Source organism: Streptosporangium sp. NBC_01755 (assembly GCF_035917995.1).
Taxonomy (GTDB): Bacteria; Actinomycetota; Actinomycetes; order Streptosporangiales; family Streptosporangiaceae; genus Streptosporangium.
This window is the reverse complement of the sequence record NZ_CP109131.1, coordinates 5,571,583-5,588,155: the sequence shown is the minus strand read 5'-3', so window position 1 is coordinate 5,588,155 and position 16,573 is coordinate 5,571,583. Positions and strand designations below refer to the sequence as shown.

At 68.2% G+C, this 16,573-nt stretch carries 19 protein-coding genes; 18 read left to right on the top strand and 1 reads right to left on the bottom strand.

Annotated elements, in window-relative coordinates; all coding sequences use genetic code 11:
• Nucleotides 1-78 precede the first annotated feature (78 nt).
• From OG884_RS26625 to OG884_RS26565, 13 genes are all read left to right on the top strand, one after another.
• Complete coding sequence (locus tag OG884_RS26625; RefSeq protein ID WP_326637309.1) at nt 79-2,766, top strand: phage/plasmid primase, P4 family; 2,688 nt, start codon at nt 79-81, stop codon at nt 2,764-2,766.
• A gap of 232 nt (nt 2,767-2,998) precedes the next feature.
• On the top strand, nt 2,999-3,181 hold the full coding sequence (locus OG884_RS26620) for a hypothetical protein (RefSeq protein ID WP_326637308.1): 183 nt from the start codon (nt 2,999-3,001) through the stop codon (nt 3,179-3,181).
• Entirely contained in the window at nt 3,178-3,528 is a 351-nt protein-coding gene (locus OG884_RS26615) for a hypothetical protein (RefSeq protein WP_326637307.1), read from the top strand. The genes OG884_RS26620 and OG884_RS26615 overlap by 4 nt, the downstream gene beginning before the upstream one ends.
• 15 nt (nt 3,529-3,543) lie before the next feature.
• Complete coding sequence (locus tag OG884_RS26610) at nt 3,544-4,236, top strand: hypothetical protein (protein ID WP_326637306.1); 693 nt, start codon at nt 3,544-3,546, stop codon at nt 4,234-4,236.
• Nucleotides 4,237-4,348: 112 nt separating this feature from the next.
• Nucleotides 4,349-4,819, top strand: coding sequence for a hypothetical protein (locus OG884_RS26605; protein ID WP_326637305.1), 471 nt, complete (start codon nt 4,349-4,351; stop codon nt 4,817-4,819).
• The gene (locus OG884_RS26600) at nt 4,816-6,093 is read left to right on the top strand and encodes a PBSX family phage terminase large subunit (RefSeq protein WP_326637303.1); all 1,278 of its coding nucleotides are present in this window, start codon (nt 4,816-4,818) and stop codon (nt 6,091-6,093) included. Before OG884_RS26605 ends, OG884_RS26600 begins: the two co-directional genes overlap by 4 nt.
• The gene (locus tag OG884_RS26595; RefSeq protein WP_326637301.1) at nt 6,090-6,239 is read left to right on the top strand and encodes a hypothetical protein; all 150 of its coding nucleotides are present in this window, start codon (nt 6,090-6,092) and stop codon (nt 6,237-6,239) included. The genes OG884_RS26600 and OG884_RS26595 overlap by 4 nt, the downstream gene beginning before the upstream one ends.
• 92 nt (nt 6,240-6,331) lie before the next feature.
• Nucleotides 6,332-6,607 carry a hypothetical protein gene (locus OG884_RS26590; RefSeq protein ID WP_326637299.1) on the top strand — a complete coding sequence of 92 codons (276 nt, stop codon included), beginning with the start codon at nt 6,332-6,334 and terminating at the stop codon, nt 6,605-6,607.
• Entirely contained in the window at nt 6,607-7,086 is a 480-nt protein-coding gene (locus OG884_RS26585) for a hypothetical protein (protein ID WP_326637297.1), read from the top strand. The genes OG884_RS26590 and OG884_RS26585 overlap by 1 nt, the downstream gene beginning before the upstream one ends.
• Nucleotides 7,087-7,098: 12 nt before the next feature.
• On the top strand, nt 7,099-7,284 hold the full coding sequence (locus OG884_RS26580; RefSeq protein ID WP_326637295.1) for a hypothetical protein: 186 nt from the start codon (nt 7,099-7,101) through the stop codon (nt 7,282-7,284).
• Nucleotides 7,285-7,335: 51 nt separating this feature from the next.
• Nucleotides 7,336-8,907: a phage portal protein gene (locus OG884_RS26575; RefSeq protein WP_326637294.1), complete on the top strand. Its 1,572-nt coding sequence runs from the start codon at nt 7,336-7,338 to the stop codon at nt 8,905-8,907.
• A gap of 133 nt (nt 8,908-9,040) precedes the next feature.
• Entirely contained in the window at nt 9,041-11,158 is a 2,118-nt protein-coding gene (locus OG884_RS26570; protein ID WP_326637292.1) for a phage minor capsid protein, read from the top strand.
• Nucleotides 11,158-11,502 (top strand): hypothetical protein, encoded by a 345-nt coding sequence (locus tag OG884_RS26565; protein ID WP_326637291.1) that lies wholly within the window; start codon nt 11,158-11,160, stop codon nt 11,500-11,502. The genes OG884_RS26570 and OG884_RS26565 overlap by 1 nt, the downstream gene beginning before the upstream one ends.
• On the opposite strand, the gene OG884_RS26560 is transcribed toward OG884_RS26565, so the two are convergent.
• The gene (locus OG884_RS26560) at nt 11,499-12,065 is read right to left on the bottom strand and encodes a DUF732 domain-containing protein (protein WP_326637290.1); all 567 of its coding nucleotides are present in this window, start codon (nt 12,063-12,065) and stop codon (nt 11,499-11,501) included. The genes OG884_RS26565 and OG884_RS26560 overlap by 4 nt on opposite strands.
• A gap of 147 nt (nt 12,066-12,212) precedes the next feature.
• Between OG884_RS26560 and OG884_RS26555 the strand changes: the two genes are divergently transcribed.
• The 5 genes from OG884_RS26555 to OG884_RS26535 all read left to right on the top strand — a co-directional run bounded on the left by OG884_RS26555 (nt 12,213) and on the right by OG884_RS26535 (nt 16,569).
• Nucleotides 12,213-12,857 carry a hypothetical protein gene (locus OG884_RS26555; RefSeq protein ID WP_326637289.1) on the top strand — a complete coding sequence of 215 codons (645 nt, stop codon included), beginning with the start codon at nt 12,213-12,215 and terminating at the stop codon, nt 12,855-12,857.
• A gap of 17 nt (nt 12,858-12,874) precedes the next feature.
• Nucleotides 12,875-14,086 carry an SU10 major capsid protein gene (locus OG884_RS26550; RefSeq protein WP_326637287.1) on the top strand — a complete coding sequence of 404 codons (1,212 nt, stop codon included), beginning with the start codon at nt 12,875-12,877 and terminating at the stop codon, nt 14,084-14,086.
• Nucleotides 14,087-14,099: 13 nt separating this feature from the next.
• A complete protein-coding gene (locus OG884_RS26545) occupies nt 14,100-14,453 on the top strand; it encodes a hypothetical protein (protein ID WP_326637285.1) in 354 nt (117 codons plus the stop codon).
• A gap of 93 nt (nt 14,454-14,546) precedes the next feature.
• Nucleotides 14,547-14,936 carry a phage tail fiber protein gene (locus tag OG884_RS26540; RefSeq protein ID WP_326637283.1) on the top strand — a complete coding sequence of 130 codons (390 nt, stop codon included), beginning with the start codon at nt 14,547-14,549 and terminating at the stop codon, nt 14,934-14,936.
• Between the two features lie 10 nt (nt 14,937-14,946).
• A complete protein-coding gene (locus OG884_RS26535) occupies nt 14,947-16,569 on the top strand; it encodes a hypothetical protein (protein WP_326637281.1) in 1,623 nt (540 codons plus the stop codon).
• Nucleotides 16,570-16,573: the final 4 nt, after the last annotated feature.

Below are 16,573 nucleotides of genomic sequence, written 5' to 3'. Positions count from 1 at the left end.
CCTCACCAGCCCCGGGAGACCGTCAAGGTCCTCCCGGGGCCTCCCCATCTCACCGGAACAACCAGCGGGGACACCACCTTGAACAACGCGATCCGGCAGGCCGCACACGATCTCTACGAGGCGGGCCTGTGCGTCCTCCCCGCCGCCACCGACGGCAGCAAGAAACCCGCAGGCAGCTGGAAGCGATACCAGGCCGAACGGCCCGACCCCGTCCTGGTAGAGGCCTGGTTCGCCGAGAACGCCGTCGGGCTCGGAGTCGTCACCGGCGCCGTCTCCGGCAACCTGGAGATGCTCGAGCTGGAGGGACGCGCCGTCGCCGAAGGCCTCCCCGCAGAACTCACCGCCCTCGCCGACGCGAGCGGCCTTGGTGACCTCTGGAAGCGTGTCACCAGCGGCTACCTGGAGTTCACGCCGTCCGGCGGAATCCACATCCTTTACAAAGTAGATGGAGTGGTGGCCGGGAACACGAAGCTCGCCCGCCGCCCCAGCACGCCCGACGAGCTCGCCGCGTGGAAGCACGACCAGCAGGCCAGCATCAACGAAGAGTCCGACGCCGACCGCCGGGCGAAGCGGCAGGAATTCCTCGACCGGGTGGTGCGCGGCGAGCAGGTCCCCCAGGTCCTCGCCGAAACCCGGGGAGAAGGCGGGTGGGTCGTCCTCGCCCCCTCCCACGGCGCCGTGCACCCCACCGGGCAGCCCTGGACCCTCGTTGCCGGCGGACCGTCCACCATCGCCACCGTGACCCCGGATGAACGCGACGCGCTGCACCGCCTCGCCGGAGCGTTCGACCAGATGCCCACCGGCCAGCCCCCCGCGGCCCCCTCTGCTCCCCCGGCCGGAACGCTCCTGTTCACCCAGCCCGCACCCGCGTACGAGGACGACGGCAGCGTCTCCCCCGGCAACGACTACAACGCCAAGACAACGTGGGACGAGATCCTCATCCCCCGCGGCTGGACCCGCCTCTACACCGACTCCGCCGGGGTCACCTACTGGCGCCGCCCCGGCAAGTCGGTGGGCATCTCGGCGACCACCGGCCGCAACGACGGCGACAACCTCTACGTCTGGACCACCAGCACCGAATTCGAGGCCGAACGCCCGTACGACAAGTTCGGCGCCCTCGCCCACACCGAGCACGCAGGCGACCACTCCGCGGCCGCCAAAGCACTCCAGGCGCGCGGCTACGGCGTCCGCGTCGAACCCACCCGCACCGCACCGGCGCCCCTCCCGCCGCCGCTCGTGGACGGCAACCTCGCCACCGTCCACCAGCTCCCCACCCCCGTGCCGCACCTCACCGTGGTGGAAGAGCGCACCTTCGAGCACAGCGACGACGGCAACGCCCTCGGCCTCGTCGAACGATTCGGCGACGTCATCCGCTACGTACCCGACCGCGGCCGATGGCTCGCCTGGACCGGCGTCCACTGGGAGTGGCAGCCCGTCGGCGGCGGCCTGGTCCGCGAGTACGGCAAACGCATCGCCCGCGGACTCGAAGACGCCGACAAGGCCGCCGTCCGCCACAAGAAGAACGCCCTGTCCTCCGCAGGCACCTCGGCCATGCTCGCCCAAGCCCAGACCGACGTGCGCGTCGTCATCTCCTTCGACGAGCTCGACAACCAGCCCTGGCAGCTCAACACCCCCGCGGGCATCGTGGACCTCACCACCGGCGAGCTCGGCCCCTCCGATGCGTCCCGGCTGCACACGAAGGTCACCGCGGTCGCCCCCGACTTCGGCGCCGACCTGACCCGGTGGGAAGAGTTCCTCGCCGACACCTTCGGCGCCGACTCCGAACTCATCGGCTACCTGCAAAGGCTGATCGGCTACTCCGCCACCGGATCCGTCGCCAAGCACATTTTGCCTTTTTGTGTCGGCTCCGGTGGAAACGGAAAAGGCGTCTTCCTTGAATCATTGACCGGCGTGCTCGGTGATTATGCGACCACCGCGCCGAGCGGATTTTTGATGGCGAAATCCCACGCCGGACATGAAACAGAAATCGCCCGGCTGGCCGGAATGAGAATGGTCGTCTGCTCGGAAGTCGCCGACGACGACCGATTTGATGAAGTGAAAGTCAAGCAGCTCACCGGCGGAGATTCCCTCACCGCCCGATTTATGAGGATGGACCACTTCACATTCACGCCGACCCACCATCTGTGGCTCATGGGCAACCACCAGCCGAGCGTCCGGGCCGGCGGCCGCGCGTTCTGGCGACGCCTCCGCCTGGTCCCCTTCGAGCACGAGGTGCCCGACGAGAAGATGGTCGACGACCTGCAAGGCATCCTCGCCCGGGAGCACGGAGGCGCCTTGCTGGCCTGGATCGTCGCAGGCGCCGCCCAGTACGCCACCCACGGCCTGATGGAGCCTGAGCAGGTCAAGGCCGCCACCGCCGGGTATGCCGCCGACCAGGACACCGTCAGCCGCTTCGTCGTCGACGCCTGCCACGTCGGTGGAGGCGAGCACGTACAGATCAAGATCGTGAGACTGCGGGAAGCCTACGAACGGTGGTGCTTCACCGAGGGCGAAACCCCCGTCAGCGCGAAGAAGCTGACCATGGAGCTCACCCGCAAGCACGGAGTCGGCCAGTCCCGCAACGCCTCCTCCCGGTCCTACACGGGCATAACGCTCCTCCAGATCGAGGACGAGGATCCGTCATCGGGGGCCGCGGATGTGTCATCGGGCTTCACGCAACCGTCACGCCCGACAAACGACACCGTGACCGATTCACCGGATAGGTCCGATTGGGAGTCGGACAAGATCGGCGGGCCCGGATGGTGACCAAGCTCCGCGATGACAGATCCACCAAGGATCCGTCACCACTCCGAAAAGCCGCTCTGAGCTGGGACAACCCTACTTTCCCGATCATGGCCCTGACGGATGACGGATTTTCTCCCATTCCCCCCTATAGAGAACTGCCTTATGTGCGCGCGCGTGTGACGTGCGCACCTCAACAGGGGAACCGGAGGAAATCCGTCATCCGTCATCCGTCACACCACAACAGGAGACGATCATGAGCAGCCGCTACGAACTCCACCCCCGCCTCTCCGCCCTCCAGGCGACCCTCGCCAAGGCCGAACGCAAGCTCCCCCTCAGCCAGCCCATCCGCTCGGCCGACCTCTACGACGAAGCGATCAAGACCGTTGACGAGATGGTCGAGCGCTTCGGCGAGATCATCGAGCAAGCCCGGCAATGATCGATATTCCGGCCGTCCTCGACCACTGCCCCCGCTGCGGAGGACAGATCCTCGTCGCCGTCTCCGACGGCCTCCCCACCCGAGCAGACGCCACCCCCCTCACCCCCCAGGCCGAGCTCGCCGCGCTCCTGGACGACCGCCTCACCTACGACGTGCAACCGCTCGGTCTGCCCCGGCGCCCGTACCTCCATCACCGAAACTCCTGGCGCATCCAAGCCCCAAGGAAATGGCCCGTGGTCGGATCCCACCGATGCCCGCCCGGCCCGCATTTCCCCCGACCTCAGACGAAGCCAGTTGACCTCATCATTCCCATCGGCCACCCGATTCCCGACCAGCCGCCATTCTGATCTGAGGAGACCGCATTGAAGAACGAAGTGGTGGAAGACCTTGAATGGTGCATCGAATATTGGCCTGACCTCATTGAGGCCCGACTGCCCGGAACAGCACGCCCCTGGCGGCAACCCCAGCTCTCCCCCGAGGCGAAGCTGAAGCGGGATTGGGATGCGCGCATCGACTGGGCACTGCGCACCACGCACGCCCTCGGTGAGTCGCCGGCCCCGGTGGACGTCGCGATCCTGTCCACCGCACTGGATCTCCTGGTGCGCGCCGACGACCTCGCGGCCGACCTCGGCCCCGTCGTCATGTGCCCGATCCTCGCCCCGCCCGGGCCTGGAGAGTTGGACGCCCGCCCGTACCTGCGGTACGCCGCGGCGCGGTTCGCCGAGGGTCCCGAGTGGCTCGCCGACGGGGCAGAACCCACCGTCCGCCACATACAGCAGAAGATCGCCCAGGCGCTCTGCATGGTCTACGACGGCCAAACCCTGGCAGTCACCTGCCCCTGGTGCTCAGAGACCGGTGTGTGGCGCGTACAGACGCTCCCAGGCGGACAGGTCGCCATCGTGTGCGGCGGGGTGTGTGAGCCGCCTCAGCGTGATGTGGGGACGTGGTGGGGTGGTCAGCCCGTGTGGCCCATCGCTCAGTGGCCGTGGCTCGCTCAGCGCGTGATGTCAGCCGAGGAGAAAGTGCGACGCGCGAGGGAGGCGATCGCCTCATGATCGATCGTGTTGACACAGGTCAGACGCCTGTGGATAATCACCTCTGATACTTCATGTCTTCAGGAGCCCCGCCATCGTGCGGGGCTTTCTTCATGTCCGGGGGTGAGCACGTGTGCCTCCACGCATGGACGACGAGAAGCGCACCGCAATCCTCACCGGCATCAAGGCCGGCGGAACCTGCCGAGGAATCGCCCGCGAGCACAAGGTCAGCCCGGACACCGTCCGTCGCATAGCCGCCGAGGGCGGCATCGAGCAGCCGTTCGCACGTACGAACACGAAGAACGCGACTGAGGCGAAGAAGGCCGACAACGCAGCGTTGCGCGCCACCACGTCCCGCCGGTTCCTGGAGGAGTGCAACCGGTTCCTCGACGACCTGCACAAGCCGCACCTGGTGTGGAACTTCGGCGGGAAGGACAACACCTTCAACTCGAAGGAGCTGCCGGCGCCGTCGACGGCGGATAAGCGGAACCTGATCGTGTCCGCGGCCACCGCGATCGACAAGCACCTCGTCATCGAGAAGCACGACAACTCCGGTGAGTCGCACGCCGCGGTCGATCAGTGGCTGACGGAGATGGGCGCGTGAAGGTCAACCCCCTCGTTGGCAAGCAGAAGCAGTCCGTGCAGCTGGCGACGGCCCGGTTGAACATCTGGGAAGGCTCGGTCCGCTCCAGCAAGACGATCTGCTCCCTGCTCAAGTGGATGCGGTTCGTCCGCACCGCTCCCGACGGCCCTTTGCTGATGACGGGCAAAACCGAACGCACGCTCAAGCGCAACATCATCGACCCGCTCACCGAAATGTTGGGCGAGAAACGGTGCAAGCACGTCGTCGGTGCCGGAGAACTTCACCTCCTCGGCCGCACCATCTACACCGCCGGCGCGCATGATGAGGGCAGCGTCGACAAGATTCGCGGCCTGAGCTTGGTGGGCGCGTACGGCGACGAGCTGTCCACCATGCCCGAGAGCTTCTTTCGGATGCTCACCACCCGGTTGAGCATCCCGGGCGCCCAGTTCTTCGGGTCGAGCAACCCGGATGGACCCCAGCATTGGCTGAAGACCGACTTCCTCGACCGGGCCCGCCTGCACCTCGACATCGACGGCCAGCTCCAGCACAGCGACGACCCAGACGCTCTCAACCTCAACAGGTTCAGCTTCCAGCTCCGTGACAACCCGAACCTCACCGACGAGTACATCGACGCCGTCTCCTCCGAGCACACTGGCCTCTACTACCGCCGCCTCATCCTGGGCGAATGGTGCCTGGCTGAAGGCGTCGTCTACGAGTCCTGGGATCCGGCTCGGCATGTCGTCGATCAGCTGCCGCCGATCGCGCAGTGGCTGTGCATCGCCCTCGACTACGGCACCACGAACCCGTTCCATGCCCTCGCGATCGGCCTCGGCACGGATGGTCGTCTGTATGTCGGGCACGAGTGGCGGTGGGACAGCAAGCGGATGCGCGGTTCGCTGACCGATGCGGAGTACAGCGAGCGGGTGCGCGCCTGGGTCAACGGTCTGGGCATCGCCCCGTCGTACTGGATTGTCGACCCTTCGGCGAAGAGCTACCGCGTGCAGATGCACCGTGACGGGGTCACCAGCACGCTGGCTGACAACGAGGTCGTCGACGGCATCCGCGACGTCGCGTCCCTGTTCGCCACCGGCCGCCTCCTGGTGCACGCCGGATGCAAGTGGCTGATCAAGGAGATTCCCGGCTACGCGTGGGATCCCGACGCCAGCGAGAAGGGCGAGGACAAGCCGATAAAGCTCAACGACCACGGTGTGGATGCGCTGCGGTACGGGATCAGGACGACGCGGAACATCTGGTCGTCGTTGCTCGCTCCACCCCAAGCCAAGGAGGCGGCGTGACCGTTGACGAAGCACTGGCCAATGCCGTCCGCCTCCTCCGCAACGCCGAGGTCGAGACGAACCTCGTGCTCATGGAACGCTTGGAGCATCTCGCGGACTCCTGGCTCACGATCGCGAACCTGCTCGTCGAGCGGGAGCGCGTCTAAAGAGCACCGTTCTACCAGTTGGTAACTTTTGGGAATGACCATTCCCGTGAGTTGCAAAAGATGATCTACCTACCCCCTCTCTGGAGTGACGCATGCCCCTCGACTACCCCGATCCGGACCCGACCACGGGCAGCATCGTCCGCTACCGAGGCAAGCAGGGCTTCAACGCCGTGCGCGCCGCGATCGTCACCGCCGACGTCTACACGCTCGACCCGCGTGGCGTTGAGGCTGGGGTCATCCCCGCGCTGGACAGCGACCAGCACGTGCACCTGTGGGTGTTCACCCCGGGCGAGTCGGGCGGCTTCACCGAGTACAACATCGGTCCGGGTCAGGAGCCGGGCACGTGGCACTGGCCCGGGAGCGTCTGATGACCGCCGATCTGTTCGGTCGCCGCATCGAGATCGAGGGCCTGGAAATCCTGGGAGTCGTCCAGGCCCACCGCGTCACCGGTCCCACGTGGTCCGGGACGCCCTACCGCGTCACCTTCGAACTGATCGTGCGAGAGGTCGAAACCGCAGATGGTGAGCGCGTTCTGATGACGCCTGAGCAGGCTGCCGAGCAGGCCGCCCACGTCCTCAAGCGGGCCGCCGCATGGGCCGACAACCCCGAGACGGTGTCCGGCCTCGTGCAGGTCGCTGACGGATGGACCCGGCTGCACACCGCGCTCAAGATGGGCCAGAGCGAGCTGGTGACGGTCAACATGCACGACACCGTCATCCGCGAGGAGCCCGGCCAGGTCGAGCCGGAGCCCGAGGTGTCGGACAAGACCCGGGACGCGCTGGTCGCGCTCGGCTGGACACCGCCCGCCGAGCCCCGGCCTGACGACGTGGCAATCACCTACCCCTGAGAGGAGCGCGCCATGCTGCGACGGACGGAATGCTCCCTCGTCAACGAGCTGGGAAATCACATTTTGTTCGACTTCTCCCTCGTCGGGGATGCGGTCACCATGCGGATCGCCGGGCCCACCAGCGTTTGTGAAAACACGATCACGCGCATGGAGGCCTTGGAGGTTCACCGACAGCTCGGGTATCTCCTGGCCACCTAAATACGTCTCGCACGGCACCCCACCGTCTGGAACCGTTGAGAGGAGGCCCGGATGCCGCTGCCCAGCGGTGGCGGCACCTGGCCGCCCCAAGCACTCCAGCCCATCTACGACCAATACGCCGTCCACAACGCCTGGTACGTCGGCAACTCCGATGAGCTCGCCCAGGTGTACGGCGACCACACCGGCGGTGCCCGCCCTGCCAACCGGCCGTCGCAGTATCGCGGCGGCATCGTCGGCAAGGCTGCCCGCATGTTCTGGGGCGCCCCGGTCCCGCAGGGTGAGCGTAGGACGAAACTCCACGTGCCGGTGGCCAGCGACATCGCCACCATGAGCAGCGACCTGCTGTTCTCCGAGCCCCCCTCGATTACGGTCGAGAACAAGCAGACGCAGGAGCGCATCGAGGAGCTCGTCGAGAACGGGTTGCAGGCCACGCTCCTCGAAGGTGCGGAGGTCGGGGCCGCGCTCGGCGGCTACTACCTGCGGGCCGTCTGGGACAAGGCCGTCGCCGAGCAGCCGTGGTTGGCCGTGGTCCACGCTGATGCTGCTGTCCCTGAATTCCGCTGGGGTCGCCTCTCGGCTGTCACCTTCTGGCGGATCGTCGAGCAGCCCGACGACAAGACGTACCTCCGGCATCTGGAGCGGCACGAACCCGGCCGCATCCTGCACGCGCTCTACAGGGGCGAGCACGGCAGCCTCGGCAAGCCCATCCCGCTCGACAGTGTGGAGGCAACGCGCGGCCTACAGCCTGTTGTCGAGACCCGCATCAAGAAGTTGACCGCCGTCTACGTCCCGAACATGAGGCCGAACCGGGAATGGCGACGCGACCCCAACGGGGCGAACCTCGGCCGCTCTGACTTCGCCGGCCCCGTGCTCGGCTTGTTCGACGCGCTCGACGAGACGTACACCTCGTGGATGCGGGATGTCAGGCACGGCAAGGGCCGCATCCATGTCCCGTCCTCCTACATTCAGAACCAGGGCAGGGGGCAAGGCGGCTACTACGACCCCGACCGCGAGGTCTACGAAGCCCTGGACGTGCTCGGCGGCGACCAGAGAATGGAACTCAGCGTCACCCAGTTCCAGATCCGTGTCGCCGAGCACCGGGACACGGCCGCCGAGTTGCTCGCCGCGATCCTCCGCGCCACCGGCTACTCCGCCCAGTCCTTCGGGTTAACCGGTGACGTCGCGATCACAGCCACCGAGGTCATGGCCAAGGAGCGCCGGAGCCTGGTCACCCGCGGACGGAAAGCCGTCTACACCGGGCCTGCGCTCGCTGACGCGGTTGAGATGCTGCTTCTCCTGGAGGCCGAGCTGTTCTCCTCCGGGGTGACTCCGGAGCGGCCAACCGTCGTCTTCGGCGACTCCGTCTCGGCTGATATTCAGCAGCTGGCCACCACCGCCGAGCTGATGCGCCGGGCCGAGGCTGCGTCCACGTATGAGCTGGTCCGCATGCTGCATCCCGACTGGGACGTCCCCGAGATCGAGGAAGAAGTGCAGCGGATCAAGGACGATCAGCCGACCCCGGTGATGGACCCCTTCGCCCTGCCCGGCGAGATGACCGAGCCCGGACCTGACGGTGAATCACCGGGAAGTCAAGCCGAGCAGGACGGGCCGCCCGAGGAGTAGGGCAACCATCACTTCGGGAGATCCCGAAGTGATGCTCGGCCCGATGGCCATCATTTTCGGGACTTCCCGAAAATGATCCTGAGCTGCGGATTCTCCCTGAACGAGCGTTAGGCACGCCGAGGAGGTCCCCGCCGTGGCTGTGGACCAGGACCTCCTCGACCAGATCGCCGGCACCGTCGCCGACCTCTACCGCGAAGTCGAGGAGGTCCTGGTCACGGTCATCGCCGACGAACTCAAGAGAGGCCTCGACGCACCCACCGCCGAGGTCAAGCTCGACGCGATCAGGCGTCTGCGCGCGGCCGCCGAGGCCGTCCAGCAGCGCCTGGTCAAGACCAAGTCCGCGGCCGTCCGGGAGGCGATCCGCACCGCGTACCGGTCCGGGCACACCAACGCCTTAACCAGCATCCCCACCGACATCATGACCAAGCTCAAGGCCCAGGAAGCCATGCCCCAGGTGCCAGCCGCGGCCATCATGGAGAACCTCGCCCAGGCCCTGCACCGCGACCTGGGCAGGGTGGACGGCAACATCCTCCGAGCCCCCGAAGACGCGTACCGGGCCGTGCAGGCCGCCACCGCTGCCCGGATCGTGACCGGCACCACCACCCGCAGGCAGGCGTCTCAGGCCGCGTGGCAGCGCCTCATGGACAAGGGCATCACCTCGTTCACCGACAAGGCCGGGCGGCAGTGGAGGCTGAGCAGCTACGCCGAGATGATCGGCCGCACCAACGCGCAGCGAGCCATGGTGCAAGGCCAGATGGACCGCCTCGCCTCGATCGGCCTGGACCTGGTCTACATCAGCGACAACGTCCAGGAGTGCAAGGTCTGTCGGCCGTACGAGTCGAAGGTGCTCCGGCGCGACTCCGGCCCGATCGGCAAGATCAAGGTCGAACACAGCACGCGGGACGGCGAGATGGTGACCGTCGACGTCATCGACACCCTCGACAGCGCCAGGTCCAAGGGGCTGTTCCACCCGAACTGCAGGCACAGCGCATCGGCCTACCTGCCCGGGATCACCAAGCTCAAGGAGAACACCGAAGACCCCGAGGGCGACAAGGCCCGACAGAAGCAGCGCGCCCTGGAACGGAAGATCCGAGCCGCGAAAGAGCAGGCGCTCGGCGCGCTCACCCCCGAGGCGAAGAAGGCTGCCGGCGCGAAGGTCCGCGCCGCTCAGGCCGAACTCCGCGACCACCTCGCCAAGCACCCCAAGCTCAAGCGGCTCCCCTACCGCGAGAGCATCGGCGCCGGCAACATCCCGCCCGCGGGTGGGCCGAAGGGCGGCCCCGTCAGCGACCTGGTCCCGCCCGACCCGACCTCGCCGAGCACCGCCGCGAAGAAGCCCAAGGCGGACCCGGCCGCGGCAGCCAAGAAGGCCAAGGCGGCAGCGGAGAAGGAAGCCGAGGAGGCCGCAGAGGCTGCACAGCAGGCCGAAGAGAAAGCCCAGGCCGAGAAGCTCGCCGCAGAGGCCGAGGCCGCCATCAAGGCCGCGAAGGCGAAGAAAGCAGCCGAAGCCAAGGCGCGCGCCCTCGCCGCCGCGAAAGCCAAGAAGGCGACTGCGAAACCCACGACGTCTATCGGCGGCATGCGTGGCGCCACACGCCACCACAGCAACAAAGATGGCGTCAACTGGGCCAACCAGAACCTCCCCCTGCCCAAGACCCTCACCTCCAGCGACAAGAACGCCCTGCGCGCCTACACAGGCGACTACTACAAGCTCGTTAACGACGGCCTTCGGGGCGAGCTCCCCAAGGCGCGTGACCGGGGGCGCTACGACAGCATCCTCGAAGGCCTGGACAGCGCATTTGAGAAGTCCAAGCTTCCCGAGGACGTCATCTTGCACCGGGGCGTCAGCAAGCACTTCGCGGAGTTCCTCGGCGCCGACGCCGACCGACCCGAAACCATGTTCGGCCTGATCGGGAAAGACTTCCCTGAGCACGGCTACATGAGCACCAGCACCGGCCAGAACGCGGCATTCCCATCCGAGATTTATCTGATCATCCGCGCCCCCAAGGGCACCCCCGCGATGAACGTCATGTCGCTCTCGGAGTACGGCCCCGAGGAGCGGGAGATCCTCCTCGGCCGCGGCATGCGGTACGTGGTGCACTCCGTGTACCAGTGTGGGACGCGAGACACCTGGTACATGGAGGTCGAGATCGTCTCCCAGGATTGGGCCAAGCCTACGGACTGGGCTCCGGACCCGCTCGGCGACGGTGACGCTGGCTACACTTCGAATGGGTACGCGAAGGAGGAGTGATGGAGCGCAAGGAGGCGTATGGCCGGTGGGCCTACGATCCGCGCCCTGACCCGGCTGAGGTGAACACTCCGGCTGGCTACTCCAGTGATCCACAGGGCGAGGTGCGCCGGGCCGAGCTCCGCCAGGGCGACCAACTGCTCGGCCACGTGTGGACCGACGACAAGCAGGCCGCCGGATTCCTCCCCGCCGAGGAGGCCGGCCCCGAGGGGGTGCGCGCGCAGGCGGCCGTGTGGACGATCCTCCAGTCCTGCTACGAGGCAGGCGTCGCAGCCGAAGACGTGCTCGACCCCGAGTTCTTCATGCCGGACTTCGACCTGGCCGACGTACCAGGCGTTCGCGTCTAACGGCACCACGCCTTCACCGCGGTCACCACCCGATCAGCCTGCGCCTGGTCGATCGTGGCGTCCCCGCCGGACAACGCGGCGACGACGTACTCGGTCAAGTCACCGCGCTCGGCGGGGTTCAGGATCCGATCGCACACCGCGCGCCCCCGGCGGATCGCTCGTTCCTCATGGACGACCAGGCCGGGGTCGATGCTGGCGAGCGCGGCCAGGTAGGTGGCTCGTTGCCCGGCGTCCGGGGTCGGCACCGGCATCCGGGTTTCGCCCGGCTCCGCGGTACGGTTCGGTGCCGATGTCGAGCTCGCTGACGGCGTGGCGGCCTCGCCACCGCCTGTGAGCTTGAGCAGGCCGCCGAGCAGGGCAAGCACGACCAGCGCACCGCCGAGCACGACGACCGCCTTCCCTTTCCCACTGCCCTTCGGAGGCGGGGGCAGCTCCGGCCGGTATGGGCCTGGGGGCGGCTGCCAGCCGGGCGGCCGTCCGGGCTGCGTGTACTGCTGGGTCGGCGGACCGTACGGCTGCTGCGGCTGGCCTGGCCGTTGCTGGGGCTGCTGCGGAGGGTGCATAACCGCGCACCATACGCCCCACCTCTGACGTTCCATCCCGGATCACCTGGGATGGATGCCCGAAAAGGATCGCCCGGAGCGGTCCAAAACTCCTTCGACCGGCCAGGCGCCGGTCTTCCCGCCACCGCGCTCCCCTGGAGGGTCCGCATGACCATGCCCACCCCGCCGGCCCCGGCACCTCAGCCCGGCCCGCCCTCTGATCCCGGCCAGCAACCGCCCGCGCAGGGCGCACCCCCGGCCGCCCCGCCCACTCCGGCTCCCGCGCCGCCCCCGGTTCCGCAGCCGCCCACTTGGACGCCCCCCGCGCCCGCGCAGGTCGACGACGGTGGCATCGACGACATCGGCAAGCTGCCGAAGAAGTGGCAGAAGGAGCTCACCGACGCGCGCAGCGACGCTGCGAAGTACCGCGTCCAGGCTCGGACGGAGACCGTGCTCCGGCACGCGTACACCACGGCGACGGAGCACGGCGTCAACCCCGCCGCCCTGTTGGGCAGCACGGTGTTCGCCGAGCACGCCAAGCAGCTCGACCCGACCGCGGAGGACTTCCCGGCCCGCCTGGCCGAGACCATTCAGGCCGCGCTGAAGGCGAACCCGTGGATGGCCGCACAGCAGACCACCACGCCCCCGCCTCCCCCGATTCCGCCCCAGTCCGGCGGCGATTTCACCGGCTCCGGCGGCCCCGGTCAGGCCGCGACGCTCGATGAGCAGATCGCCGAGGCCGAGAAGAACCGGGACTTCGGTAAGGCCATCGCGCTCAAGCGGCAGCGCGCCGCACTCAACCAGCAACCATAATGATCTAGGAGACGACCATGGCGGGGATCACCGGCCTCGGAACCACCTTCAACCTGCCCAACTATGTGGGCGAGCTGTTCGGCCTGACGCCGGAGGACACCCCCCTGCTCAGCGCGATCGGCGGCCTCACCGGCGGCGGCCAGACCACCGCCGTCGAGTTCGAATGGCAGTCCTACGACCTCAGAGATCCCTCGGTCCGGGCCCGCACCGAAGGCGCCACCGCCCCGACCGCGGAAGAGCGTGTCCGGGCGAATATCCGCAACGTGTGCCAGATCCACCAGGAGAAGGTGAGCGTCTCCTACACGAAGATGGCCGCCACTGGGCAGGTCGCCACCCCCAGCTCCGACCCGTACCGGGGCGTGCCTGGATCCAACCCGGTAGGCAACGAGCTGGACTGGCAGGTCGAGCAGGCGCTGAAGTCCATCGCGCTGGACGTGAACTACAGCTTCATCAACGGCAAGTACGCCAACCCGACCAGCAACTCAACCGCGCGGAAGACGAAGGGCCTGCTGGAGGCCATCGTCACCAACAAGGTGAGCAAGGCCACGAGCACGATCACGGGGCTGACCTCGGCTACCGACACGATCACCGAGACGGCGACCGCGCTGACCAACGGCGACAAGATCGTGTTCACCTCGACCGGTGACATGACCAACGTCGTGGCCGGCCGCGTCTACTACGTCGTCTCGAAGTCGACGAACGCCTTCAAGGTCGCCACGTCGTCCGGTGGCTCGGCGATCACCCTCGGCACGTCCACGTCGAACGTGGACTACATCGTGCCGTGGACCACCGCGCTCACCACCGCGCACATCGACGACCTCATCCAGCAGGCCTACGACAACGGCGGCTTATCGGAGTCGGCCACCGCCACGATGATCGTCAACTCCACGCAGAAGCGCGCCATCACCAAGGCGTACGCCGAGGCCGGGGCGAAGATCGTGTACGTCGACCAGTCCCGCACCATGGGCGGCGTCAGCGTGGACACCGTGCTCACCGACTTCGGCCGGTTCAACATCATGCTCGACCGGCACGTCCCCCGCGACGCGCTGATCGTCGCCAGCATGGAGCAGCTCATGCCCGTCCTCCTGGCCGTCCCGGGCAAGGGCGTGTTCTTCGAGGAGGAGCTCGCGAAAACCGGCGCGTCCACGGACGTGCAGCTGTACGGCGAGATCGGTCTGAAGTTCGGCAACGAGCGGGCGCACGCGGCCTATCGCGGCCTCGCGGTCTAAGGAAGGCTGACTCATGGCACGTGTCGCAGTAACCCCCGTCACCGCCAGCACGGCCGGCGCCGTCTGCACGCCGGTCGCCTTCACCGCGGACGGCATCAGCGTCCCGAACGACGGCAAGACCGCGGTCATCGTCAACAACGGGGCCGGCGCCTCGGTGGACATCACCACGCAGTTCGGCGACCGAGCGCTCGTCGACGGGGTCGCCCCTGATGACCGGGTCAAGGCGGTCGCCCCGTCCGTGCCGCAGGTGTTCGGTCCGTGGGGCAGCGAGTACGACCAGGGCGGAGCGGACGGCCGTGTCGTCTGGCTCGACATTTCCGCGCACGCGACCGTCACCTATCAGGTGATCCGCGTCAACCCCAGGTAAAGGGGTCCCGTGATCGCGCGGGTGGGTGGCTGGTGCTGGAGGGGGACCGGCTGCCTGCCCGCGTCACAACCACGCATAGAAGGGGAGTGACCGATGGCTGAAGGCCTCAGCTCGGGGACCGCGAACGCGATCCTCAACGCGCTCTGCCGGTCCACACCGTGGACCGAGCCCGACGAGGTGTGGGTCCAGCTTCACACCGCCGCCCCCGGTGCGGCCGGAACCGACGCCGCCGCCACCGAGGCGGATCGGATCCAGGCGACGTTCGGGACGAACGCGTCGTCCGGGGCGATCAGCAACACGGCCACACTGACTTGGAGCAGTGTGGCCGGGGCGGAGGATTACACGCACTTCAGCGCGTGGTCGGCCAGCACGTCCGGGACGTTCCTGTTCTCGGGAACGATGACAGCGAACGCCGTCATGATCGGCGATGACTTCGTGATCCCGATCGGCGACCTCGACGTGTCGCTCAACATCGCGTCCTGAGGGGTGAGGGATGGCCGCCCCGACCTTCCGGGCCGCAGGTCTCGGCGGCACCTCTACCACCACCTCCACCACGGTAGCCAAGCCGGGCGGGACCGTCACCGGCGACACCCTGTACGCCCTGGTCAGCAACGGCGGCGCCTCGACCGCGCCGACCACGGTGCCGTCCGGGTGGGAGCTCGTCGCCTCTGGCTCGATCTCGACGACGTTTTGGGCGGGCGTCTACGAGCACAAGGTCGTCGACGGCGGCTCCGAGCCTGCGAACTACACCTGGTCGGGGTTCACCGACAGCTGCGCCGGGTCGATGGTCGGCGTCGTCGGCGCCGACACCACTACTCCGGTCCACGTCTTCCGCGCGCAGGCCACCGACGACGGCCACCCGGCGTGCGCGAGCATCACGACGACCGTCGCGGATTGCCTGATCGTGGCGCTGGTCGGCACCGCCGACAACCAACTCGTCGGCGACCTGTCGTGGGCGTGCGCCACCAACCCGGCGTCTCTCACGGAGCGTACGGACCTGCTGTCATCCGGCGGCGCCGATACCGCCTCCGCGATCGCCACCGCCCCCCAGACGGTCACCGGGCCGACGGGGAACTTCGCGGCGACGCTGGCCGGGTCACGCGACAACGTGTCGTTCCTCCTAGCCATCCAACCCCCGCAGGCCGGGGGCGGGGACGTCACCGGAACGGCAACCGCGGACCTCGGAGGGCTCACGGCCACCGCCGCCGGGCACCGCACCGTTCACAGCACCGTAGAGGCGGCCCTTGGCGGGCTCGCCGCGGCGGCTGCTGGCCATCGCACTGTCCACGGCAGCGCGCTGGCCGACCTCGGGGCACTCGCCGCCACGGCCAACAACCCGGCGGCTGGCGATGTTCCCGGTGTCGCGGCCGCCAACCTCGCAGGACTGACCGCGACGGCCACCGGTACGCGCCGCGTACACGGGGCGGCCGCTGGGGTGCTCGGAGCTCTCACGGCCGCTGCCGTCGGCGACCGGGTCGTGCACGGCCAGGCCGTCGCGACGCTCAGCGGGCTCACCGCCACAGCCTCAGCCGTCCGCGCCATCCGTGGCATCGCTGTAGCCAACCTCGGCGGACTCACCGCAACCGCCACCGGCACGGTGGTCGGGAACGTCGCCGGGGCCGCAGCCGCGCACCTGGGTCCTCTCACAGCCGTGGCAGCTGGTTGCCGCAGGGTCTATGCGGCGGCCGCCGCCCCGCTCGGCGCGCTCACAGCCACCGCGGTAGCGGGCCGCCCCCCGGTGTCTGGCGTCGCCACCGCGACGCTCGGTTCGCTCGCCGCCACCATCACCGGCAGGCGCAGAATCCGCGCCGCGCTCACCGCCCCGTTTGGCGCTCTGACCGCGTCCGCGTCAGGTCGGCGAACCGTGCACGGCGCGGCTGCCCTCTTCGGCACGCTCGCCGCGACGGGCCGCGGCTACCGGACTGTGTACGGCTCGGCAGGTGCGCCACTCGGCGCGCTCACCGCGACGGCTTCGGCGGGCGAGCATATCCCCGCCCCGGGACGGCTGGCTATCACCACGGCCCCCAGTGCGACGCTCACGCCCTCACGCTCCGGCAGTGTTCTGGCCTCGGCCACCGCCGACACCGCCTCCCTGACCATCGCTCGCACCCCGTAGGAGG